The organism is Paraburkholderia tropica (assembly GCF_914484835.1).
Lineage (GTDB): Bacteria > Pseudomonadota > Gammaproteobacteria > Burkholderiales > Burkholderiaceae > Paraburkholderia > Paraburkholderia tropica_A.
Map to the genome: position 1 here is coordinate 234,443 of NZ_CAJZAR010000062.1, position 23,942 is coordinate 258,384.

General features: G+C 64.7%; 20 protein-coding genes. 11 read left to right on the forward strand and 9 right to left on the reverse strand.

Features of this window, described 5'->3' with window-relative positions; translation table 11 throughout:
* Positions 1-5 precede the first annotated feature (5 nt).
* Positions 6-968 carry a helix-turn-helix domain-containing protein gene (locus tag LDO54_RS22095; RefSeq protein WP_224012792.1) on the forward strand — a complete coding sequence of 321 codons (963 nt, stop codon included), beginning with the start codon at positions 6-8 and terminating at the stop codon, positions 966-968.
* Here LDO54_RS22095 and LDO54_RS22100 read toward each other — a convergent pair.
* The 3 genes from LDO54_RS22100 to LDO54_RS22110 form a co-directional block, all read right to left on the reverse strand.
* The gene (locus LDO54_RS22100) at positions 965-1,942 is read right to left on the reverse strand and encodes an anti-sigma factor family protein (protein WP_224012793.1); all 978 of its coding nucleotides are present in this window, start codon (positions 1,940-1,942) and stop codon (positions 965-967) included. The two genes, LDO54_RS22095 and LDO54_RS22100, sit on opposite strands and share 4 nt — an antisense overlap.
* 31 nt (positions 1,943-1,973) lie before the next feature.
* Entirely contained in the window at positions 1,974-2,489 is a 516-nt protein-coding gene (locus tag LDO54_RS22105) for an RNA polymerase sigma factor (RefSeq protein ID WP_224012794.1), read from the reverse strand.
* Positions 2,490-2,744: 255 nt separating this feature from the next.
* The gene (locus LDO54_RS22110; protein WP_224012795.1) at positions 2,745-3,161 is read right to left on the reverse strand and encodes an organic hydroperoxide resistance protein; all 417 of its coding nucleotides are present in this window, start codon (positions 3,159-3,161) and stop codon (positions 2,745-2,747) included.
* Between the two features lie 269 nt (positions 3,162-3,430).
* Here LDO54_RS22110 and LDO54_RS22115 point away from each other — a divergent pair, with 269 nt between their 5' ends.
* A complete protein-coding gene (locus LDO54_RS22115) occupies positions 3,431-4,714 on the forward strand; it encodes a condensation domain-containing protein (RefSeq protein ID WP_224012796.1) in 1,284 nt (427 codons plus the stop codon).
* A 57-nt stretch (positions 4,715-4,771) separates the two neighbouring features.
* Here the strand turns inward: LDO54_RS22115 and LDO54_RS22120 are convergent, their stop codons facing one another.
* Complete coding sequence (locus LDO54_RS22120) at positions 4,772-5,137, reverse strand: BON domain-containing protein (protein ID WP_224012797.1); 366 nt, start codon at positions 5,135-5,137, stop codon at positions 4,772-4,774.
* 317 nt (positions 5,138-5,454) lie between these two features.
* Positions 5,455-5,823, reverse strand: a complete 369-nt coding sequence (locus tag LDO54_RS22125; RefSeq protein WP_224012798.1) for a response regulator transcription factor — start codon at positions 5,821-5,823, stop codon at positions 5,455-5,457.
* Positions 5,824-6,264: 441 nt separating this feature from the next.
* On the opposite strand from LDO54_RS22125, the gene LDO54_RS22130 reads away from it, so the two are divergent.
* The 5 genes from LDO54_RS22130 (at position 6,265) to LDO54_RS22150 (ending at position 15,114) form a co-directional block, all read left to right on the forward strand.
* Positions 6,265-6,897, forward strand: coding sequence for a helix-turn-helix domain-containing protein (locus tag LDO54_RS22130; RefSeq protein WP_224012799.1), 633 nt, complete (start codon positions 6,265-6,267; stop codon positions 6,895-6,897).
* Positions 6,894-7,610, forward strand: coding sequence for a response regulator transcription factor (locus LDO54_RS22135; protein ID WP_224012800.1), 717 nt, complete (start codon positions 6,894-6,896; stop codon positions 7,608-7,610). The genes LDO54_RS22130 and LDO54_RS22135 overlap by 4 nt, the downstream gene beginning before the upstream one ends.
* Positions 7,611-7,733: 123 nt before the next feature.
* Positions 7,734-8,390: a response regulator transcription factor gene (locus LDO54_RS22140; RefSeq protein ID WP_224012801.1), complete on the forward strand. Its 657-nt coding sequence runs from the start codon at positions 7,734-7,736 to the stop codon at positions 8,388-8,390.
* Between the two features lie 11 nt (positions 8,391-8,401).
* Positions 8,402-14,455: a trifunctional serine/threonine-protein kinase/ATP-binding protein/sensor histidine kinase gene (locus LDO54_RS22145; protein ID WP_224012802.1), complete on the forward strand. Its 6,054-nt coding sequence runs from the start codon at positions 8,402-8,404 to the stop codon at positions 14,453-14,455.
* Between the two features lie 209 nt (positions 14,456-14,664).
* Positions 14,665-15,114: a DUF3331 domain-containing protein gene (locus tag LDO54_RS22150; RefSeq protein WP_224012803.1), complete on the forward strand. Its 450-nt coding sequence runs from the start codon at positions 14,665-14,667 to the stop codon at positions 15,112-15,114.
* A gap of 45 nt (positions 15,115-15,159) precedes the next feature.
* Here the strand turns inward: LDO54_RS22150 and LDO54_RS22155 are convergent, their stop codons facing one another.
* The gene (locus LDO54_RS22155; protein ID WP_224012804.1) at positions 15,160-15,534 is read right to left on the reverse strand and encodes a response regulator transcription factor; all 375 of its coding nucleotides are present in this window, start codon (positions 15,532-15,534) and stop codon (positions 15,160-15,162) included.
* 263 nt (positions 15,535-15,797) lie between these two features.
* Here LDO54_RS22155 and LDO54_RS22160 point away from each other — a divergent pair, with 263 nt between their 5' ends.
* The 3 genes from LDO54_RS22160 to LDO54_RS22170 all read left to right on the forward strand — a co-directional run bounded on the left by LDO54_RS22160 (position 15,798) and on the right by LDO54_RS22170 (position 19,107).
* Complete coding sequence (locus LDO54_RS22160; RefSeq protein WP_224012805.1) at positions 15,798-17,099, forward strand: MFS transporter; 1,302 nt, start codon at positions 15,798-15,800, stop codon at positions 17,097-17,099.
* Positions 17,100-17,217: 118 nt separating this feature from the next.
* Positions 17,218-18,018, forward strand: coding sequence for a class II aldolase/adducin family protein (locus LDO54_RS22165; RefSeq protein WP_436975643.1), 801 nt, complete (start codon positions 17,218-17,220; stop codon positions 18,016-18,018).
* Positions 18,019-18,093: 75 nt separating this feature from the next.
* Positions 18,094-19,107 (forward strand): 2-dehydropantoate 2-reductase, encoded by a 1,014-nt coding sequence (locus LDO54_RS22170; RefSeq protein ID WP_224012807.1) that lies wholly within the window; start codon positions 18,094-18,096, stop codon positions 19,105-19,107.
* Positions 19,108-19,237: 130 nt separating this feature from the next.
* Here the strand turns inward: LDO54_RS22170 and LDO54_RS22175 are convergent, their stop codons facing one another.
* On the reverse strand, positions 19,238-20,386 hold the full coding sequence (locus LDO54_RS22175) for a branched-chain amino acid ABC transporter substrate-binding protein (protein WP_436975654.1): 1,149 nt from the start codon (positions 20,384-20,386) through the stop codon (positions 19,238-19,240).
* Positions 20,387-20,839: 453 nt separating this feature from the next.
* On the opposite strand from LDO54_RS22175, the gene LDO54_RS22180 reads away from it, so the two are divergent.
* Positions 20,840-21,640, forward strand: a complete 801-nt coding sequence (locus LDO54_RS22180) for a PhzF family phenazine biosynthesis protein (protein ID WP_224012809.1) — start codon at positions 20,840-20,842, stop codon at positions 21,638-21,640.
* Positions 21,641-21,739: 99 nt separating this feature from the next.
* Here the strand turns inward: LDO54_RS22180 and LDO54_RS22185 are convergent, their stop codons facing one another.
* Together LDO54_RS22185 and LDO54_RS22190 are read right to left on the reverse strand one after the other, a co-directional pair.
* Complete coding sequence (locus tag LDO54_RS22185; protein WP_224012810.1) at positions 21,740-22,930, reverse strand: MFS transporter; 1,191 nt, start codon at positions 22,928-22,930, stop codon at positions 21,740-21,742.
* Positions 22,931-22,943: 13 nt separating this feature from the next.
* Positions 22,944-23,939 carry a SphA family protein gene (locus tag LDO54_RS22190; protein ID WP_224012811.1) on the reverse strand — a complete coding sequence of 332 codons (996 nt, stop codon included), beginning with the start codon at positions 23,937-23,939 and terminating at the stop codon, positions 22,944-22,946.
* Positions 23,940-23,942 lie beyond the last annotated feature (3 nt).

The window sequence follows — 23,942 nt, forward strand, 5'->3', positions numbered from 1 at the left end:
AGGCCATGAACTTCGACAAACACGAGATGACGCTCGACGGCGATCCGCATGCGAGCGAAGTCTGGTCGGACGTCATGCTCAACGTTCACGGCTTGCGCTGCGATTTCGACGCGCGCGCGCCCGTGCTATCGCGCGTGCAAGGATGGAAGCTCGGCGAGGTCGGCTTTTCGCTGGCCGATCTCGCGGTGCTCTCGCTCTCGCCGGTCGGCACGGAACGCGCGTCGTGGCAAGGCGACTGGCTGTTCGTGAAGCTCGTGACGGCAGGCCATGTTCACGTGCGAAGTCAGGACACCGTTCGGCGTTTCGATGCGGGCAGTCTGTTCGTGATCGATCCGGCGTGGCCGTTCACCGAGGTCTTCGACGAACGCGCACGCTTGACGGTATTGCGCATTCCGAAAGCGGCGTTGCGCGAGCGCGGCGTGCAGTATTCGAAGCGCGCGCCGTTGACGGTCGATATGCGTTGCGCGGACGCGCGGGCGACGCGCGACATCATTCAGTGCATGGCCGCGCAGACCGTCGCGCCGAGCCGGCACACGCAAACCATGATGGGCGAGCAATTGATCGAACTGATTCAACACGCCGTACTCGATCCCGATGGACGGGCCGCGCGACGCAGCTCCGATGCGCTGATCTGGCAGGCGAAGCGTTTTATCGATCAGCGTATTGGCGATTCGGGACTCGACACGGCGGCGATTGCGGCGGCGGTTCACGTGTCGACGCAGCATCTGCAACGCGTGTTTCGCGCGCAAGGCGGCACGCCGATGCGTTACGTCTGGCAAGCACGGCTCGCGCGCGCCGCACACTTGCTGCGCAGCGATCCGGCGGGCGTGTCGATTCAGGAGATCGCGTGGCAATGCGGCTTCGCCACCGCCGCGCATTTCAGCCGTCTGTTCAAGCAGCAATACGGCGAGCCGCCTTCGGACTTTCGTCACTCGGGCTCGCCGCTGATGGCGTCGTCGCGCGATTAACTCGCGGTCGCCTCGCGCGGATTGGGACGCTGTCCGATCACCTGATCGCCGCCACCATCGACGATCTGCTTGCCGATGGCGGCCAGTTCGTTGTCGTCGAGCGCGGCGATCAGCGCGTAACTCAGCCGTGCGCGACGCCACGTGAGCACGTTGAGGCTGTCGACGTGCTGGCGCGTCATCGCGCTATCGGGCTTGTCGTCCTTCATCACGCAGAGCGCGACCGGCAAGCCGGTTTTCGGCAGATAAACGATCTGCACGAGCGGCTTGTTATTGAAGCGCAGGCGTTGAATGCGTTTGAACGTGAGGCCCGCCGCGCGCAGATCGGGCACGCGCAAGGGCACGCCGTCGTCGCTATGGATTTGTTCGATCACGCGCGCGGCGACTGCCATATTGGGCATGTCGGTGGAAACGGTGTCGCGTGTGTAGAGGCGCTGATAGTTGACGGCCGCCGCGACCCAGGGCATCACGCCCGGCGCGGATGCCGCCGCCGACGATGGACTCGCGGATTCACCGGGCAGCCAGCCAGGCGCTACGCTGAGCACGAGCGCGCCGCACGCGGCACACGTGAACGCACCCGCTAGAAATGGCCACGCGAAACGGGGCAAAGAGAAGCGAGGCCACGCAAAACGCGCTTTCCTTTTCGCATCACCAGACGCGGACCGCTGCGCGTTGCCGATCGGCGCGACTTCGGCAGTGGGCGTGACGGTCTGCGCGGAGAACGGCGCAGCCGCGAATTCATCCGCACCGCCATAAGCCCGGCCCAATTCCGCCACGCGCCGCGCGAGCCGTTCGGGCACCGGCGGCAACCGCTGATACGCAAACGCATGCCGATACCGCAGCGCCGACGCCTGGAAGCAGGCCACGCGCCGCGCGACATCGGGCGAAACGCTCATTGTCTTCTCCACGTTCTCGCGCTCGCGCGGCGTGAGCTCGCCGTCCACGTACGCCATGAGCAGGACGTCATCCATATTCATGCCCCAGGTTCCTCACTATTGGCCACGCTGGTTACGCGCTTTTCTTTTTCTGTCCTTCGATCAGGGCGCCGATTGCCTGGCGAGCCCGGGAAAGCCGGCTCATGATCGTGCCGATGGGCACGCCGAGCACCTCGGCCGCTTCGCTATAACTGAGTCCTTCCACTGCAACGAGCAGCATCACCACGCGCTGTGCTTCGGGCAACTGCTGCACGGCCGCGATGATCTGTCCGTTCATCGCCTGTTCCTCGGGCGTGCGCGCGGACGGGTCCGGCACGGTCTCCAGAAAACTGTCGTCCCAGTCCATGCCCGAGCGGTTGCGCACGTTACGCGCGCGCAGTTCGTTGATCCACGTGGATTGCACGATCGAGAACATCCAGCTCAGCGGCGCGGTGCCCGGCTGCAATTGATGCGCGCGTTCGAGCCCGCGCACGCAGGCGCGTTGCACGAGGTCCTCGGCGTCGTGCCGGTCGCCCGAAATGCGCAGCGCGAACGCCCACAAACGCGGCAGCATCGTGGGCAGGAGGGCGGAGAAGTCGGCGGCGGTCATCGGCTTGACGTCCTGTCCTCGGCCACGCGGGCACGGCTGCTCGTGCGCATGCAACGCGTATGACGCACGACGCGCGCAAAGCGCGCGCGGCGCATGCCGGCGCGCGTGAGAGCCGATTCGAAATTCTCGCTGGATTCCATGGGGTGACGCGGGTGTTGGCTGAGATTCGCCTGAACAGAACACCGGGGGGCGGCCGATATTCCATTCGCGTTCGGAGGCGGCGAGCACGCGCGGGCGCGCGGCTCGCCGGCTGCTTCAGACGACCGTGATCGTCGTGTCGATGTTGCCGCGCGTGGCCTTCGAATACGGACAGGTCTGATGCGCGGCGTGCGCGATCGTTTGCGCGGTGTCGGCGTCGAGTCCGGGCAGCGAAACGTTCAGGCGCGCTTGCAGCGAATACGAACCATCGTTGACGACGAGATCGATTTCCGTATCGACGGCAGTGTCTTTCGGCAGCGCGATTTTCATCTTGCCGGCAGCGAGACCCATCGCGCCGATGAAGCAGGCCGACCAGCCCGCCGCGAGCAGTTGCTCGGGATTCGTGCCGGGCGCGGACGAGCCGGGCGCGGAGAGCTGGACGTCGAGACGGCCGTCGCTGCTACGCGCGGCGCCTTCGCGGCCGCCGGTGGTGTGAGTCTTGCCCGTGTACAGCACTTTTGCGGTGTTTTCCATGATGTGTCCCGTGTTCGGAGTGAGTTGACGACAGGACGCATTAGACCGGTCCAACTTATCTGGCATGTGTCCCGCAGTGCGTGAATTGCAAGGCTATGTATCTGTCACGCGGGGTCGACACATTGAGATACATACGAGCGGCGTTCACACGCGAATGCGTGAATGCGTGAATGCAAAAACGCGCCGCGAACTGAAATATGCGAGATACAAACGCGTGCTGAAATGCAAGGCCATTTCTTTAAGGCGCGATCGACAATCGCGTTCAGCCCATGACGATCATGCAGAACGAACCCGTGGAATTCGAAAGCGATCACGCGAGCCACGCGTGCGAAAGCGCCGTACGAAAACTCGGCGGCACGGAACAGCTTTTCTGGTTGCTCGACCGCCACAGGCCGACGCATTTCGTGATGGCCGCGCAGATCGACCGCGTGTTCACCGCCGATGCGTGGCGCGCGGCGCTGCATGCCGTGCAGCAACGTCATGCGTTGCTGGGTACGCGCATCGTCGGCGACGAGCAGGCGAATCTCGTCTTCCATCGCGATGACGAGGCGCGTATTGCGCTGCGCGTGATTCGAGGCGCGGCATCGGAGTGGCAAGCGCAGGCGGAGCGCGAATTGCGCGAGCCTTTCGACACGTCGGTGGCGCCGCTCGTGCGCGTGACCGTGTTGCAGGACGAGCGTGCGTCTACGCTGCTGCTGGCCGCGCATCACTCGGTGCTCGACGGCATGGGCGGCGCGTATGTGATCGAAGATCTGCTGCGCTCGCTCACGGGTGAAGCGCTCGATCGATTGCCCGTCGTACAACCGCTCGAAACGCTATTGCGCGAGTCCATCGAGCAGGCGGATGCACCACCCGCGCCCACACCCGCGCCGCAAGCGAAGGTGTTCAGGCCCGTTGGCGCTACGTCGTTGCAGGTGGGCGCGAGCGCGCTCGATCCCGCGCTCACGCAGGCAGTCGTCGAACGCGCACGCATCGAGCAAACAACCGTGCATGGCGCGCTCGCGGCCGCTGTTCACGAAGCGGGCCGGCGTGTGTCGGATGCGTGGCGCGCGCGGCCGCTGCGCACCGTCACGCCCATCGACGTGCGTGCGCTCGCGAACGGCGCGGGCACGGCGAACGGCGTCTATATCACGCAGACAATCACCGTCGACGATCATCCCGTTGGCGCGGACTTCTGGGCCGCCGCGCGCGCCATGAAAGCGCAACTCGCACCGGCGCAGAAGCGCGAAAACGTGGTCACGGAATTGAAGGGACTGGATGCGGTGATGGCGACGAAGCCGTCGGTCGAACATGCGTCGGGTTTTCTCGCGCACGTGCTCGCGTTCGACGTGCTGCTGTCGAATCTCGGCGATGCGCCGATTCCGACCGGCTACGCGGGATTGAAGCTCGAAGCGCTGTGGGGGCCGATGGTGTCATCGGGTTTCGCCGACGATCAGGTGATCGGCGTGTGCACGCTCGATGGCGTCCTGCGGCTCACGCACGCGAGTTATGGCGCGCTGCCGGGACTGCTGGCGGAGATGGAAGCGGTATTGCGCGAGGCCGTCGCGCCGTGAGGCATTGACGGCCCGAAAAACGCGGCGCGCAACCCACACGCGCCGCGTGGCACGCCATCAGGGCGTTTCGTACGTCATCAGCTTGCTGGCGACCGTCTGCACGCCCGCGACTTTCGATGCGGTGTCCTGAGCAATCTGATCCTGCGATTGATCGAGGATCGTGCCGGCCAGCACGACCTTGCCGGTGCGCGCCTTGGCGAACACGGCGATGTCGGTGTCGTTGAGCGCCTTCGTGGCGTAGATCGCCTCGCGGACCTTCTTCGCGAGCGCCTTGTTGGCGGCTCGGTCGGCCTTCATTTCGGCGCGGACCTGTTCCTTGGTGAGCGCCGGAGCATCGGCGGCGGGCGCGGCGGTCTGGGCGAACGCGGCGGAGGAGAGCAGTACGGCGAAGGCTGCCGTGAGAGCCTTGGAGCGAAGCGTCATGAAATCACCTGTTGAAGTTTGGAGGAAGAACGTGGAGCCGGGACGCGTTATGTTGTCTTGCCCTGCTTGCGAAAAGCATAGACCGCGCGCGCGCATGCATCCATCAGACCTTCGGTGTTCATCTCCTATACGAAAGGAAACTGCGGGGCATACCTCGGGTTATCGGCGCGACGCCGCGCGATACGGAACGAAAGGCGGAAAGGGAAGCGAATGCGAATAGAAGCGCCCATGCAGGCGCGCGCCGTCTCACACTGTGAGCAGCACACGGGAATCGAAAGGGTATGAAGCAGGCAATCGGCGGAACGAGCGCCGTCACGTCACGATGCAAGCGCTGCGTTCACGGCCGCAGTCAGATCGTCGACACTGACCGGTTTGATGAGAAACGCGCTCGCGCCCAGCGCCAGCGCGCGCTGGTGCAATTCGGGCATCGGATAAGCGGTGATGAAGAGAGTCGGGATCGCGAGCTTCGCGTCGATCAGGCGCGCGAACATGTCCACGCCGCTCATGCCCGGCATCTGCACATCGGAAATGATGCAGGCGGGACGCGCGCGCACGACGGCGCTCAACAGCTCCGCGCCGGATTCGAATGTCACGACTTCGTAATCGAGCGACCTCAAGAGGCTCGACAAGCCCGAGCGGACCGACGCGTCGTCGTCGACCACCCAGATCACTGTTGGCGTACACAAAACTGTCTCTCCCATGGCGTGCCGGAGGGCGGAACGGCTGATCCGTCGCGTGTACGCGGTTCAAGCTTACCTGACGGGAAAAAGCCCCGAAACCATACGGACGTATATGTAGGGTTCGCCGCAATGAGCCGCTATTATTCCACGCAGGTCAAAAGCCCTCGAATACGGCAAGGAATCAAACTGGCCGCCCACGCGAACTTCGCCGGATCGGCGTCGCCGGGCGAGCCCTGCTTGCCGCTCATTCATTACAAAATCAATTCGAATCTATTTCATAGGCATTTCTCCGTGCCTTGTCGCGTCGCTGCGTGCCGCGCGGCGCGAGGCATTGCGGTGGAGTGGAATATGGTCCAAATCGACAGCGAACGTGACGAGCGCGGCCTCGCGACGGCGAGCGGCGCGACGGCGCACGCACGCGATATTGGCGCGTCTGCATCTGCATCTATGTCCGCTACCGTTCCCGCGCCCGACGATGCGATCGCGCAGGAAGAAGCGAAGATCTGCGCGCGCCTCAAGGCGCTGCGGCTCGCGCGGCGCATCGATCTGAAAACGCTCGCGGCATTGTCGGGCTTCACGGAAGATCAGCTGCGCAGCATGGAAAGCGGCGTGCGTGCGCCGCCGTTCGCGTCGCTGGCGCGGCTCGGGCGCTGCCTTGGCGAAGACCTCAGTTATTTCTTCGTCGACCGTTCGCCCGCGCAAACGCAGCAAGCCGACCGGCGCATGTCGATCGTGCGTAATGACGAGCGCAAGCCGGTCGCCAGGGACGATGCCGCATTGGGATTCGAATACGCGACGCTCGCGCATCATATGGCGCGCAAGCGCATGGAGCCGCTGTATTTTTCGTTCTCGGCGCACGCGCAGCATGATTATTTTTTCGAGCATCCGGGCGAGGAATTCGTGTTCGTGCTCGAAGGGCAACTCGATTTCGAAATCGTGATCGACAAGGACGTAAAGACGATCCGTCTCGAACAGGGCGACAGTTTCTATTTCGATTCGGCGTTGCCGCATCGCTGCTTCGCCGCGGGCGCCGACGCCAAGGCGCTGATGGTCGTGGTGAATCAGGAGGACAAGCGGTGAGCCACGTGCAGCCCGAGGCGTCGGCGGCGGTCTTCATCGTCGACGACGACGACAGCTTGCGCAAGGCGCTCACGAGTCTGCTGGAATCGGTGGGCTTTCGGGTCGCGGCGTTTGCTTCGACGAGCGCGTTTCGCGCGCATGCGAAAGCCGATGTGCCGAGCTGTCTGATTCTCGACGTGCGTCTAAAAGGCGAAAGCGGGCTGGAATTCCAGCAATGGGCCGCGGCGAATGCGCTTCATATGCCGATCATTTTCATGACCGGTTATGGCGACGTCGAAATGTCGGTGCGCGCGATGAAAAGCGGCGCGGTGAATTTTCTCGCCAAGCCGTTTCGCGAGCAGGACATGATCGAGGCCGTGACCGAGGCGCTGGAGCGCGATTCAGCGCGCCGCAAGGCGCAAACGTTGGCTAGCACGCTGCGCGAGCAGTTTTCGACGCTGACGCCGCGTGAACGCGACATCGCCGTGCTGGTCGCGGCGGGCAACATGAACAAGGCGACGGCGAGCCAGCTCGAACTCAGCGAAATGACCGTGAAGATTTACCGGGCGCGCGCGATGAAGAAGCTCGCCGCGCGCACGACTGCCGAGCTGGTGCGCAAGGTCCGCGCGCTGCAACTGGAAGGCGCAGGCGCCGGCCGATTTGAAGGCAGGATCGAAGCAAAAAGCGAAGCAAAGAGCGAAGGTGAAGTAGACGGCGCAGCATGGCCGCCGTAACGAGCACGCCAGCAAGCGGCATCGTCATAACAAGAACAGTACACCGGTAACGGAATTGGCCAACCTGCGCTGGCGTCGGGGCGTCGGGGTCAGGCATCGTGCAGGGCTGCATGGGGAACATCGATGGAGAACAACGCTTATCACGCCGCGCCGAAGGTCGACGACGCGGTGGTCTACGTGATCGACGACGACGAGTCGATCTGCGCGGCGCTTTCGAGCCTGCTGCGTTCGTCGGGCTTCAGCGTCCAGACCTTCACGCGTATCGAGGAATTTCTTTCGGCGCCGCGTTCGGACGCGCCGAGCTGCCTGCTGCTCGACGTGCGTCTGCGCGGCGAGAGCGGGCTCACGTTTCAGCAGAGCGCGCGTCAGCATCAGGTCGATATGCCGATCATCTTCATGACCGCGCACGGCGACATCGAAATGTCGGTGCGTGCGATGAAGGCGGGCGCGCTCGACTTCCTCACCAAGCCGGTGCGCGACCAGCGCGTGATCGATGCGGTCTCGACCGCCATCGGCCGTCACGCGGCATGGCTCGAACGCAGCCGCTCCGAGGCTTCGCTGCGCGCGCGTTACGACCTGCTGACCGCGCGCGAGCGCGAGGTGGTGTCGTATGTCGTCGAAGGTCTGCTGAACAAGCAGATCGCCGGTGAATTGAACCTCAGCGAAATCACCATCAAGATCCATCGCAGTTCGGCGATGCGCAAGCTCGAAGCGCAATCGGTCGCCGACCTCGTGCGCAAGATGGAAGTCATCAGCGCGGCGGCGCAGGCACGCTTTTGACGGAGACTTTTATGGCCGTACTGGCGCAGCGGCTGGCGAGCAACGAGATTCCGGGTTGGGAAGCCACGGGCGCGGCGGATGCCTACGGGCGCGTGATCGGCGCGGAGCTGCTGCAGCGCGACGACGATCTGAGCACCTGGCGCGCCATCGCCGAAGGCTGCGAGCAGCCGCTGTTCGTGAAGGTGCCGACGGCGGAGGCGGCTTCGCGCGGCTTGCTCGCGGCGTTCGAAAAGGAATACAGCCTGCGCGAGGCGATCGATCCCGAATGGGGGCTGTGTCCGCGCGAACTGTTTCGCAACGGCGGCCAGTTTCTGCTGACGCTGCAGCATTGCGAGGCCGTGCCGCTGGGCAGCGACATCGCGCACGCCCGCTCGTTGCGGCAGTTTCTTTCGCTGGCCGTGTCGCTGTCCGCCGCGCTCAAGAACATGCACGCGCAGGGGCTCGTGCATAACAATCTGAGTCCGGCGAATCTGTTCGCGGGCAGCGATTCGCGCGTCTGGGTCACGGGATTCGGACATGCGTCGAGCACCTTCGGCCTCGGCGTGCCCGGCGGCGTGGTGGCGATGAGCCGCCTGCCGTATCTCGCGCCCGAGCGCACCAGCACGGCGAGCCAGCATAGCGATCCGCGCAGCGACCTCTATGCGCTCGGCGTGCTGCTTTATCAGCTGCTGTCCGGGCACATGCCGTACGAGGCGCGCGAGCGCGAGGAATGGGTGTATTCGCATCTCGTCAGCACGCCGAGGCCGCTGCGCAACAGCGTGCCCGACCTGCGTCCGCAGATCGAATTCGTCATCAGCAAGCTGCTCGCCAAGGCCGCCGACGACCGCTATCAAACCGCCGCGGGCGTGGAAGCCGATCTGCAATTGTGTCTCGAGGAATTGACGCAAGGCGTGGAGATTTCACCCGCTTCGCTCGGGCGCGGCGACCGCAAATCGCGCGCGGTGTTTCCGGTGCGCACCTATGGACGCCAGCGCGAACTGGAGCAACTGCATAGCGCGCTCGAACGCGTGCGCAAGACCGGCGACGCGATGGCGGTGATCGTCGAAGGCGAGCCGGGCGTCGGCAAGACCTTTTTTATCGACGAATTCAAGCGCAATATCGGCGCGGCGGGCGTGCATTTCACGCTGGGTAAATTTGATCAGTACAACGACAATATTCCCTATGCGGCCTTCGTGCAGGTATTGCGCGGACTCGTGCGGCCGCTGCTGCGCAAGTCGGGGCCGGAAATCGCGCTCTGGCGCGCGCGTTTCGAGGACGCGGTCGGCAAGAGCGGCCAACTGATCGTCAATCTGGTGCCGGAGATCGGCGCCATCGTCGGGCCGCAGCCGCTTTGCGCGGCGCTGCCGCCGCAGGAAGCCACCAATCGTTTTCTGCTGGTGGTGAAGCGCTTTCTCATGCTGTTCTCGGACAAGCAGCGCCCGCTCGTGCTGTTTCTCGACGACGTGCAATGGCTCGATTCCGGCACGCTCGAAATCATCGACGGCTTGTCGTCCGATGCGGAGCTGCGCAATCTGCTGCTGGTGCTCGCGCATCGCAGCATCGAACTGGGCCGCTCGCGCGTGGCGAGCGAGCGGCTCAACAGCATTCTGTTTGGCCGCAAGGTGACGGAGCGCATCGGGCTGCGTCCGCTTGGTCTGCCCGACGTCGTGAGCCTGATCGCCGAAGCGCTCGACGAAGGGCCGGGCGTGGTTGCGCCGCTCGCGTCGGTGATCTTCGAAAAGAGCGGCGGCAATCCGTTCTTCACGATTGAATTCCTGCGCGAGCTGATTCAGGAGCGCCTGATCGTCTCGGACGTGTTCCGCGTGGGCTGGACGTGGGACATCGATCGCATTCGCGACAAGGGCTACACGGGCAATGTCGTCGATCTGCTGACGATCCGCCTCACGCGTCTGAACGAAGACACCAAGCGCGTGCTGTCGATCTTCGCTTGCCTTGGCGGCACGGCGCGCGTGGGCGCGCTCGCGCGGGTGCTCGGGCTGGAAAGCGGCCAGGTGCTCGCGACGATGCGCGAGGCGGAGTCGGCGGGCCTCGTCACGCGCAAGGGCGACGCGTATCGCTTCGTGCACGACCGCGTGCAGGAGGCGTCGTACGCGATGCTCGGCGAGGCCGCGCGCGAAGCGGCGCACGCGCAGATCGGCACGCGCCTGCTCTCGGCCATGTCCGCCGCGCCCGCGACCGCCGACGTGTTCGAGGCCGTGGGCCATCTGAATCGCTCGCAGCGGCGGCTGTCGTCGGCCGACCGCGCACGCCTCGCGGAACTCGATGTGATCGCGGGCAACGCCGCGAAGGCGGCGGCCGCGTGGAGTTCGGCGCGCGAGTATTTCGCGCAGGCCGAAAAACTCATCGTGCAATACGGCGTGCGCGGCGCGAGCCTCGACGTGTTCAAGCTGCATCTCGATCTCGCGGAGTGCGAGTATCTGACCGGCGACTTCAACCGCGCGATCGATACGGCGCGCACGGCGCGCGGCTATGCGGCGAATCTGCTCGAACGCGCGAGCGCGATGCGCATGGAGATCCGCATCCATCAGGCGGCGGGCGATTACCGGTTGGCGGTCGAAACGACTTTTCACGCGCTCGCCTTGCTCGACGTGGACGTGCGAAACGAAGCGCTCGACGACGCCACCGTGCAGCAGCAAATCGCGCTGATGCGCGAACAGTGCCGCGCGCAGCCGATGCGCGAACTGCTGATGCGCGGCTGCGTGCAGGACCCCATGCACGAGGCCGTGATCGGTCTCATCATCGACGCGATTCCGAGTGCGTATATCGGCGTGTCGAATCTGTTTCCGCTGCTCGTGCTCAAGGCCACCGAGCTGTGTCTCGCGCACGGCAATACGCGTCTTTCGGGCTATGTGTATGCCATTTTCGCGCTGCTGCTCGTGGGCAGCGCGCGCGATTTCGATCTCGCGTTGCAGTTCTCCGAACTCTCGCTCGAAGTCAACGAGCGCTATGGCGAGGCGCGCCTGAACGGCACGCTGCTGCATCTGCACGCCGATCACGTGCTGATCTGGCGTCGGCCGTTTCGCACCGCGATTCCGGTGCTCAGCCGCGCGATGAGTCAGTGTGTGGAAGCCGGCGATTTCATTTACGCGGGCTATATCGCCTTCGAAGGCATCTGGCAGGCGTACGAGCGCGGCGAGCATTTGAGCGAAGTGATCGCGCTGTGCCGCGAGAATGCGCGCTTTGCGAACGAGCTGCGCAACAAGGCCATTTGCGTCACCATCGAACTCGAATTGATGTTCCTGCTGCGCTTGCAGGGCATCGAGCCGGGCGGTGCGGGCATTGCATCGACGCATCGCGAACTGGTCGAGAGCGTGCGCGAGGCGCAGTTCGGTTGCGGCATTGCGTTCGCCGCAATCATGGCGATGAAGGAAGACTTTCTGCATAACCGCTTCGCGGCCGTGCTGGAGCGCGCGCAGGAGATCGAGCCGCTGCTCGGCGCGGTGATGGCGATGCCGATCGAGGTGACGTATCACTTCATTCGCGCGCTGTCGATCTTGCGTGTGCTCGACGAACGCGTCGAAGGGCTGACCGAAAGCGCGCAAGCCGATCTGGTCGGCTCGATGGATCGGCTCAAGGCGTGGGCAGAAGGATCGCCCGAGAATTACGGCAGCCGCCATGCGCTCGTGATGGCCGAATACGCGCGTCTGGTCGGCGATATCGAGCAGGCCGGCCAGGCGTATGAGCGCGCCATCGCGCTCGCGCGCGAGAACGGCCAGCCGCATTGCGAGGCGATTGCGCACGAGTTTTCCGCGCATTTTTACGCGCGTCGCGAACTGCGTTCGCTCGCGCAGGCTTGCTTGCGTTCGGCGCGCGACGCCTATGCGCGCTGGGGCGCGGACGCCAAGGTGCGCAATCTCGAACAGGCGTTCCAGCATCTGCGCGAACCGGCGGTGTCGGCGCGCGGCGCGGCGGTGCAGATGGCGCCGCTCGGCACCGTCGACGTGGCGGCGATGGTGCAGCTTTCGCAGGCCGTGTCGAGCGAGATCGATCTCGACAAGCTGGTGCAGGCGTTCATGCGCATCGCCGTGCGCCATAGCGGCGCGCAGCGTGCGCTGCTGATCCTGTGGTCGGGCGAGAGTTTTCGCATCGCTGCCGAAGCGGGTTTCGACAAGAGCGGCATCACGGTGCGCGCGAACGATCTCGGCCTTTGCGAAAGCGTGTTGCCGCTCACGGTCGTGCGGCACGTGATGCGCGTGCGCGAGAATGTCGTGATCGAGGACGGCGCGGAGCCGAACGATTTCCGCGACGACCGCTATCTGGTCGCGGGCCGCTGCCGCTCGCTGCTGTGTCTGCCGTTGTTGCGGCACGCGGAACTCGTCGGCGTGCTGTATATGGAAAACGGCATCACGCCCTATGTGTTCGACGTGGCGCGCGTCAATCTGATGAACATGCTCGCTTCGCAGGCGGCTATTTCGATCGAGAACGCGCGGCTGTATTCGGCGCTCAAGCGCGAGAACATCGAGCGTCGTCACACTGAAGAACGGCTGCGTCGCAGCGAGGCGTTTCTCGAAGAAGGCCAGCGCATCAGCAAGACCGGCACGTGGATCTGGAACGCGACGACGGGCGAGATGCTGTGGTCGCGCGAGAACTACGAACTGTGGGGCGTGGCGGTGGCGTGCGCGAGCCCGACGCTCGAAATGTGTCTGGAACGGGTGCAGATCGAGGATCGGCTGCGCTTCAAGGAAGTGTTCGCGAACGCGATCTGCGAAGACGGCATGCACAGCTTCGAATTTTCGACGGTGCAGGGCAATGGCGCGGTGCGTCGCTTGCAGTTGATCTTCCGGCCGTGGTCGAGCCGCGAAGGCGGCGAGGCGGCACAGGCGAACCACGCGAACCACGCGGTGGGCGAAGGCGGCGTAAGCGGCCAGAGCGCAGAAGCGCCCGCGCGCGAGTACATCGGCTCGACCACCGACGTCACCGACCGCCGCGCTTCGGAAGACGCCTTGCGGCGCAGCGAGATGTATCTCTCGGAGGCGCAGCGCCTGAGCAATATCGGCAGCGTGGGCTGGAACGTGGAGTCGCGCGACATGACGTGTTCCGCGCAGACCTATCGCATTCTCGAAGTCAGCGAGCCGCGCCAGCCGCATATCGACTTCATGCTGGAGCGCATTCATCCCGACGATGTCGAGCAGGTCCGGCGCGCGCTGAGCGAGGCTGAGGCGGGTGCGTCGATCATCGAAGTCGAATATCGCGTGTGCGTGGCGCGCGGCGCGATCAAGTATCTGCGCATGGTGGCGCGGCCGGTCGGCAACGCGCAGTCGAAGGCGGTGGAGTACGTGGGCGCGCTCGCGGACATGACCGAGATTCATCAGGCGCAGAACGCGCTGCTGCGCGCCCAGGCGGAACTCACGCACGTCACGCGCGTGTCCACGCTCGGCGAGTTGACCGCGTCGATCGCACATGATCTCAAGCAGCCGCTGATGGCGATCATCACGCACGGCGAGGCGGGCATGCGCTGGCTGAACCGCGCGGTGCCGTCCATCGACGAGGCGCGCACGAATCTCGCGCGCATTGTCAGCGACGCGGATCGCGCGAGCGAAGTCATCAACCGCTTGCGCGCGCTGGTGCGCAAGGAGCGCTCGAACCGCGCCGCCATCGACATGACGCAGACCGTCACGGAAGTGGTCGCGCTGGTGCGTCAGGAACTCGAGAAGAACGATATCCGTCTGCGCGTGACGGCGGGCAGCGACCTGCCGAAGCTGGCCGCCGACAAGATCCAGATCCAGCAGGTCGTGATGAATCTCGTGTTCAACGGCATGCATTCGATCCTGCGTTCGCCGGGCGGCTCGCGCGTGCTGAAGATTGCGGCGGAACGTTCGGGCACGCATGCGGTGCGCGTCTCGGTGAGCGATTCCGGCACCGGCATTCCCGCCGATATCATCGACCGGCTGTTCGAGCCGTTCTTCACGACCAAGTCGGACGGCATGGGCCTCGGGCTCTCGATCTGCCGCTCGATTATCGACGAGCATCGCGGCGCCATCTGGGCCTTCAACAACGACGATGCCGGCGCGACCTTCTGCTTCGAACTCTCGGCGCTGGACGCAGCAAACGCATCGGCGGATTGAGGCCGCGCGATCAGGCGTGCATACGCACAGAGTCGGTGCATGAGTCGCGTGTGCGCGCGACTTATGCCTTGGTATAAGCCGTAGCACGCCAACGTATGCAGCCGGAAACCGATCGTGCAATGGACCGCGATGATGCTCCACGGATAACGTGATGCTTGCGTGCGCGGGCACGCGAATCCGGCGTGATGCCGACTAACGGAGCCGCAACGATGAACGCGATAAACCTGGTCGCAATGCAATCCGATCCGTGGGCGCATACGCTCTCGGTGCTGTCGCGGCTCGCGTGCGCGCCGGGCGATGCGCCCAGCGCCGCGCGCACGCGCAAGACGGCGTCGCCGCGCCTGGACACGCCCGCGCCGCGTGCGCTGGGTGCGCGCGTTGGCGTCGCCGTGCGCATCGTCGAGCGTCCCACGCCGATGACCGCATCGATCATCTGGATGGACCCCACGTCGTGCCGCTACGGCGAGCAGATCTGGCGCTGCACGAAGGCGCGCCGCAACGGCGTGTGCGTGTTGAGCGGCGAGTCGATCCGGCGCGGCGACGAAATCTATCGGCCATTCGGGCGTCGGCCCGCGCCCGCGAATGCGGAGTCGATGATGCTCGCGGCGCGCGTGCGCATCGCGCCGATCAACGAGTTGCTGGCGGGTGTGGCGATCTGATTGCGCCGGTAAATGAGCCGGTGAATGCGGCGGTGAATGCAGACCTCAGCGTGCGGCCAGCAGCGCGGCTTCCACGTGGGCCGCGAGATCGTTGGCGTTGACGGGTTTGGTGAGAAAGGCGCGCACGCCGATGGCCTGTGCGCGCTCGGCGAGTTCGGCGGTGGGATAGGCGGTGATCAGCAGCAGCGGCGCGGGCACGCCCATCTCGCGCAGACGCGCGAACAGCTGCATGCCCGACATGCCCGGCATTTGCAGATCCGAAATCACGCACGCGGCGCGGTTCGCGCCGATCCACGCCAACAACGCGTGAGCCGATTCGAACGTGGCGACCTCGTAGCCGAGAGAGCGCAGCAAGCTCGCGAGCGCGAGACGAACCGATTGGTCGTCGTCGACCACGCAGACGTGATGAGCGCTGGACACGAATACTCTCCCCGACAGCCGTGCGGCGATGTTGCCGACCATGTTGCTCGTTCTCGATGCGAGCCCGTAGCGCAGTGTAGGGACTCGACATGCTTCGCGAAATCATACGCTTGTATAGCGGCGCGACGCAGCCAGGGAGTACGCGAAGCGCATTTTGAGGGCATGGAATAGGGCGCGCAGGCCAGGTGTTGTTCGCGATGTTCGCAGGTGGCGTGACACGTTCGCGCCATTTCCCGCCCTCCCGCAACCCGGCTCCCTCGACCATGAACACCCTGAACCCGCCTTCGATTCCACTCGCGCCGACACGCGCGCTCACCCGCAGCGACCATCGCACCCTCGTGCTCGCCGCGCTCGGCGGCGCGCTGGAGTTTTACGATTTCGTGATTTACGTGTTCTTCGCGGCGACTATCGGCCAGTTGTTTTTTCCGCCCGCGATTCCCGACTGGCTGCGCCAGTTGCAGACCTTCGGCATCTTCGCGGCCGGTTATCTCGCGCGTCCGCTCGGCGGCGTGATCATGGCGCATTTCGGCGACCGCGCCGGACGCAAGCGCATGTTCACGCTGAGCGTGATGCTGATGGCGCTGCCCACGCTGGCGATGGGCCTGCTGCCGACCTTCGACGCCATTGGCATCGCCGCGCCGGTGCTGCTGCTGATCTGCCGCGTGCTGCAAGGCGCGGCGGTGGGCGGCGAGGTGCCGGGCGCGTGGGTGTTCGTCGCCGAACATGTGCCGCCGCGTCATGTGGGTTATGCGTGCGGCCTGCTCACGGGCGGGCTCACGCTCGGCATTCTGCTCGGTTCGCTGATCGCCTCGGGCATCAACCATCATTATTCGCATGCGGAGATCGCGGCGTACGCGTGGCGCATTCCGTTCGTGATCGGCGGGCTGTTCGGCATGTTGTCGGCGCGGCTGCGTCGCTGGCTCAGCGAGACGCCGGTGTTCGTCGACATGCAGGCGCGTAAGGCGCTCGCCGCCGGTGCGCCGCTGAAGGCCGTGTTGCGCGGCCACCTGCGCGCGGTGCTGGTCTCGATGCTGCTCACGTGGACGCTGACCGCCGCCATCGTCGTCGTGATCCTGATGACGCCGACGCTCGTGGCGAAGCGCTTCCACATCGATCCGGCGCTGGCGTTGCAGGCGAATTCGGCGGCGACCTTGTGCCTGACATTCGGCTGCGTGATCGCGGGCTGGATGGCGGGGCGCATGGGCGCGCGGCGCACGATCGGCGTGGGCTGCGTGCTGCTTGGCTCGGCGTACTTTTTGATGTTGCGCGGTGTGGCCGCCGATACGGCGTGGCTCGTGCCGCTGTATGCGGTGTCGGGTTTGTTCGTCGGCGCGGTGGCGGCGATTCCGGTCGCGATGGTGCAGGCGTTTCCGCCCGCCGTGCGTTTCTCCGGCATTTCGTTCTCGTACAACGTGGCGTATGCGCTGTTCGGCGGACTCACGCCGGTGTTCGTCGCGCTGATGCTCAAGTGGAGTCCGCAGGCGCCGGAGTTGTACGTGGGCGCGCTGTGTGTGGTGGGTGCGCTGGCGGCGTTGGGGTTGAAGCGTGTGCCTTCTGTGAAATAGCTAGGCATCCGAAATAAATCGCGATGCGCGAATTCCACGCGGCGATCCGCAGGCGAAGTGGCATGCGCACGGAGACTTGTCGGCTAGCCGACACATTGCAGGCGAATTCGCGCGCATCATGGCGCTTTCGAACCCCGATAAGGAGCGACCCGTGACTACGTCCACTGCCCGCCTCAAGCACGACATCTCGCCCGCCGAATGGGACGCGCGCGTCAATCTCGCCGCGGCCTATCGGCTCACCGCGCTGTTCGGTTGGGACGACCTGGTGTTTACCCATATCTCGGCGCGCGTGCCCGGCCCCGAGCATCATTTCCTGATCAACCCGTACGGCATGATGTTCGACGAGATCACGGCCTCGTCGCTCGTGAAGATCGATCTCGACGGCCGCAAGGTCAGCGACTCGCCCTACGACATCAATCCGGCGGGCTTCACGATCCACAGTGCCGTGCATCAGGCGCGCGAGGACGCGCTGTGCGTCATGCATACGCATTCGGTCAACGGCGTGGCGGTGTCGGCGCAAGAAGCGGGGCTGCTGCCGCTCTCGCAGCAGTCGCTGGGCGTGCTGGCCTCGCTCGGTTATCACGACTACGAGGGCATCGCGCTCAACGAAGCCGAAAAGCCGCGTCTCGTGCGCGATCTCGGCGACAAGACCTATCTCATGCTGCGCAATCACGGCTTGCTGACCGTGGGCGCGACGGCGGCGGACGCCTTCGTCGCGATGTACTTCTTCGAGGCGTCCTGCATGATCCAGGTGCGCGCGCAGTCGGGCGGCGGCAAGCTCACGACCATCGGCCAGCCGATTCTCGACGGCATCAAGCAGCAGATCGCGCAGGTTACGCGCGGCATGTCGGCGGGCGCGCTCGTGTGGCCCGGTTTGCTGCGCCGTCTCGACCGGCTCAATCCCGGTTACGCGGAATAAGCGTGCATCGCGCGGAATAACGCGCGCGCCAGAACGTTATTCCCCGCGCGGACCCTATAAAACGAGAACGACGGCATGGCAAAGATTTTCATCTACGGGGCGGGGTCGGTGGGCTGCTACCTCGGCGGACGGCTGCTGGCGGCGGGCAGCGACGTCACCTTCATCGGGCGCGCGCGCATCGCCGACGCCTTGCGCGCCCAAGGGCTCACGCTGTCGCGGCACGACGCGCGCCGCTGGCAGGTGCCGCCCGAACGCGCCGATGTCGCGACCCATGCCACGCGCGCCGTTGCGGCCGATCTCGTGCTCGTTACCGTGAAGTCGGCCGCGACGCCCGTTGCCGCGGCGGAACTCGCAGGCGTGCTGCGGCCCGGCGCGGTCGTCGTGAGCTTTCAGAACGGCGTGGGCAACGCCGACGTGCTGCGCGCCGCGCTGCCGCAGCAGACCGTGCTCGAAGGTATGGTGCCGTTCAACGTGGTCGAGCGCGGGCCGGGCGCGTTCCATCAGGGCTCGACGGGCGAACTGACGATTCGTCACGCGGCCGCCATGCAGCCGTTCGTCGACGCGTTCAGACAGGCGGAACTGCCGCTCGTCGAGCACGCCGACATGCTGCCGGTGCAATGGGCGAAGCTGCTGCTCAATCTGAACAACGCGATCAACGCGCTGGCGAACCGGCCGCTCAAGGAGGAGCTGTCGCAGCGCGCGTATCGGCTCTGTCTCGCAATGGCGCAGAAGGAGGCGCTCGCGCTGCTCGGGCTGGCGGGCATTCGTCCCGCGAAGGTGACGCCGCTGCCGGCCACGTGGATACCGCGACTGCTCGCCGTCTCCGATGCGTGGTTTGAACGGTTGGGCCGCGCGATGCTGACGATCGACCCGCACGCGCGCTCGTCGATGTCCGACGATCTGGCGGCGGGCCGCGCCACGGAAATCGACTGGATCAACGGCGAAGTGGTGCGGCTCGCGCGGCATCTGGGGCGCAAGGCGCCGGTGAACGCGCGGCTCGTGGAACTCGTGCGCGAGGCCGAGCGCAGCGCCGAACGGCCTTCGTGGTCCGGCGACGCGCTGCTGGCGCAATTGCGCGCGGTGCGTTAGGCGCAGCGCAGGTACGCATTCGATCCGCACGCGCCGAAAAGCACAAAGCCGCGAAAGCGCTCACGCCTTCGCGGCCTCGTGCATCGCCGTGCGTCCTCGTGCGTCCGCGTGCGGCCCGGTTGCGGGCGGCTTAGTCCTTCACGCCCACGGTCTGCAGCGGCTTCCACTCGCCGCCCACCACCTTGTACACCGTCACGCCGCCGTACTTCAGGTCGCCGTACTGGTCATACGAGAGTTCGCTGGTCGTCACGCCCTTCATGTTGGTCGCCTTCAGCGCGTTCAGGAACGTGTGCGGATCGGTCGAGTCGGCCTTCTTCATCGCGTTGAACACGGCCATCGTGCCGTCGTAGGCATACGGCGCGTACAGTTCGACCGGCTGGCCGAAGCGCTTCTGATAGTGATCGGCGAACGCCTTGCCGCCCGGCATCTGCGCGAGCGGGCTGCCTTCCGACGCGGCCAGCGTGCCGTCCGAGGCGTCGCCCGCGACCTTGATCAGATTGGCCGACTGCACCATGTCCGGGCCGATCAGCGGCGCCTTGATGGCGAGCGAGCGCATCTGCTTGAGCATTGGCGCGGCCTGCGTGTCGGCGCCGCCGTAGAACACGGCATCGACGTTGGCGGCCTTGATCTTCGTGAGAATCGCGCGGAAGTCCACGGCCTTGTCGCTTGTGTATTCCTGATCGACGATGGTCGCGCCTGCCGCCTTCGCGGCCTTGCTGAACTCTTCGGCGACGCCCTGGCCGTAAGCCGTGCGGTCGTCGACGATCGCGAGGCGCTTGAACTTCAGGCCCTTCACCGCGTAGTCGCCGAGCACGCTGCCGAGCTGCGTGTCCGACGTCAGCAGGCGGAAGGTGGTCGGCAGGCCGAGGCGCGTGTAGGTGGGCGCGGTGGCCATGGCGATTTCGGGGATGCCCGCCTTCGCGTAGATCGGCGCGGCCGGAATGCTGGTGCCCGAGTTGTAGTGGCCGATCACGGCGACCACGCCGTCGTCGACGAGCTTCTGCGCCACGGTCGTGCCCGTGCGCGGATCGGCCTGGTCATCCTGGGCGTCGAGCACGAAATGCACGGGTTTGCCGCCGATGACCGGATTGGTGGCGTTCATGTCGTCGACGGCGAGCTGCACGCCGCTCTTGAAGTCGGCACCATAGTGGGCCTGGCCGCCGGTCAGCGGCGCGGCGAAACCGATCTTGACCTCGACGGGCGCGGCTGCGAAAACGCAGGGCGCGATGCTCAGGGTTGCGCCCAGAACGCATGCGGCGGAAACGAACGACTTCTGCATTTTCATTGTTGTTGGACTCCTCGATGATGGATCGTGCGGGAACCTGCACCCTTGACGGTCTTGCAGGCGCGTGCCCCTCGCATTGCGGCATTGCGCTGGTCGGCTGCGAGCAATATAGAAGTCCAAAAGTGGTCGAGTCTTGCAGGAATTAAACAGCTTCGATGCAGAAATCGGCATAGCGGCGCTTTTTCGCCCGGCGCTGTCGTAATTCGCGCGGCGTGCCAATTATCAGAAACACGGATAGGTCGATGGTTTACCCCAACGTCGCGGCGATCGGTTTTGAGCCGTGCGTGGCGGGCTGCTGGCGGTCGCGGGCGATTGCCCGAACGCCGCGAAGCAGTCAATTTCGATCGAGCAAGGCCGCAAGGCGTATCTGTCCGAAGAAACGGGCGGCCGATAGCATAAAAAAGACGGCTATCGGATGAACCCTAACGTTCAGGACAACAAGGCGCCATGAAGCTTCCTCTCTATCAGATCGACGCGTTCACCAGTGAAATCTTCAAGGGCAATTACGCGGCGGTCGTGCTGCTCGAACACTGGCTGCCGGTTTCGCTGATGCAGGCGGTCGCGACGGAAAACAATCTCTCCGAAACCGCGTTCGTCGCGCCCAATGCCAATGGCGGATTCGATATTCGCTGGTTTTCGCCGATCACCGAAATTGCCTTTTGCGGCCATGCGACGCTGGCGAGCGCCTTCGTGTTGTTCAAACGTTTTGCGCAACGCGAGCAGATTGAATTTCACGCCGATGCGGTGGGCGCATTCACGGTGCGGCGCGGCGTCGACGGCATGATCGAAATGGATTTTCCTCAGCGCGAAATCGAACCGGTCAGCGCATGGCCCGATGAACTGGCGCGCGGCTTGTCCCTTCGCCCGAAGGAAGTGCTGGTGTGTCAGCAGGCCTATATCGCCGTGTATGAAAACGAGGAACAGGTGCGCGCCGTCGTACCCGATCTCGCCTTGATCGCGCGGCTCGGACCGCGCGATGTGGTGTTGACCGCGCCCGGCGATCACTACGATTTCGCCTCGCGCTATTTCTGGCCCGCGAATGGCGGCGATGAAGATCCCGTGACCGGTTCGATTCACACGGCGCTCACGCCGCTGTGGGCGAAGCGGCTCGGGAAAACGCAATTGCTGGCGTTGCAGGCGTCGAGCCGCAGTGGCGTTTTGCATTGCCGACTGGATGCGGGGCGCGTGCGTATTTCGGGGCAGGCCGTTCAGTATCTCGAAGGCACGATCGAGGTGCCGGATCTGTAGTTGTCGGGCTGTATTTGTCTGCGCTGGGCTGTTGCTGGCCAGTGAAGATGCGCATCGGGCGGCGGGCGAAGTCAGCCGATGCCGCCCGCCGCTCCAAGGTCACACCGCCTGCGTCTGCTCAAGCGGCGATTCGCTCCGTACTGCCACGCGCGTCAGGTTGAACAACAACAGTTCCATCGCGACCAATGCGATGGCGGCATAGCCAATCGCACCGAAACCGATGAACTTGACGAGCGTGCCGCCGAGAAACGGCGCGATGGCGGCGCCTACCATCAGCATGGCCGGTGTGGCCGCCACCGCGCGTCCGCTTGTATCCAGCCGCGCGAGCAGGCCGAAAGCAAAGGTATGCGTGAACAGGATCGTGAACGCCATCAGCGCCCCCGAGGCGGCAAACCACGCATAACTCCACGTATGCGTCACGATCATGGCGCACACAGCCTGCATGATCGGCACGACGGAAATGACCGTCGTGGCCTTGATGCGCTTTTCGAGCAAGCCCGCCAACGGCGCCGGAAACAGTGTGACGACGCCATAGATCACGAGCGCCAGCGTCACCAGTTCGCGACCGAAGCCGCGCTCCATGCCGATTCGCTCGTAAAAGCTGAGCGTCATGGCCTGCGTCATCGCGAGCAAGGCGATGGCGCCAATCGAATACCAGACCGCACGCGAAAGCGGCTGAGCCCGCGCGGTCGATTCGTGACGATCGTCTTCGCCCCGCTGGCTCGGGCGCGGGAAAAACAGCAGCCCCATCACGGCCGCCAGTCCCATGACGGCCGCGAAAATGGCGAACAAGGTCGCGCCGCCGAACCTGGCCAGCACGCCCGGCGTACCGCCGAGAAAGACGATCCCGAATACGCCGATCGCCAGCCCGGCCCATGCGAATACACGATGAGGATTGAGCGCGCGCCCAATCGTGCCGTGCGTGAAACTGAGCGCGCTTCCCGCGGCCAGGCCGCCGACGAAATGCAGCGGCGCGAGCACGGTCATGGTCGTTTGCCCGAAGCAGAGCGTGAACGCCAGCGCCGCCATGGCAAAGCCCATGACGGCCGCCCACTTCGCATTCATGCGGTTGAAGCGAGAGGCAAAAAATACGCTCGACAGCGATGCGCCGATCAGAAACAGCGTCGGCAACGTGCCCGCCTGTTGAGGGTTGAGCCGGTAATACGCGACCAAAGTCCCGACCCACAACGGCAGCGCGACCAGGTCCAGCATGCCCGCGCAGTGCGAAACCATCAGTGCCGCGATGCCGCGGGCGCTTTCGATTTTCGGTGAGTTGCTTGCCTTTTGCATGGTCATCTCCTGGTCAGAACGAATGAATCCAGCGCAGGTTGACGTGCGTGCCCGAGTAGGTATTACGCTCGACGACCGGGAAATAGAGGTTCGCGAACACGAAGTTCTGGCGATTGATGGTCCACTCGACGCCCGGGCCGAGAGACAGATTGGTCGTGCGCGCGGCGGGCTGGCTGGCGCCGTTCACGCGGTCGTCGGTAATCTGGCGGAACCAGAAGCCGTTCAGGCCGACTTCGAGATTCGGCAATACTTTGTAAGACGCCGCAAAATTGGCCCATACCGCCTGGCCCGCCTGGAAGTTCATCATGTTCGGGACTTCGAACGGATTGTTGATCCCCGGATTGGTGTTCTTCAGGTTGTACAGATAGTGCATACGCACTGAAACAGACGTCTGCGGCGTAGGCAGAACCGTCACCGACCAGTAAGGGTTCAGCGACCAGAAGCCCGAACTCGGATTCACCAGCTTGTTGGGATCGTAGGCACCGGTCGGCGCGATGACGTCGAACTCGAAACGCTGCACGAATACCGGGCGGCCGTTGCTGATCACCGGCGCCATCTGCAAGAACGGGCCGAAGGTAATGTCGCCAAAGCCGGAACGCGAGCTCAGCGTCGGTGCGTAAGGATTGAATTCGGTCGAGTGCGAGCTCAGCCATGCAACGGGCAGCATCGCGGTGAAGCCGAGCGAGCCGCCCAGTACGTGAATCGGCGACGTATAGACGATCTGCGGCATCCACACGAACGCGTTGAGCTGGGCGTCCTTGAAGGCCGGGCTTTGCGAGCCGGTGTTCGTATAAAACTTCGTGTTGTGTTCGTACTGGAAGAGTTGAATCGATGTCCAGCCTGGCTCGGTGGAGCCGAACGCATCGTTGAATGTCGTGGCGCCGAGATCGATCCCGGCGGGCTGGTAGGTCGATGCGTTCGCGAGACAGGACAACGCCGCCCATGTCGCGCCCACCACGACCTGGCGGTATCGTCCGATCCTGCCTTGATATCCCATTCCTTCGGTCATTCT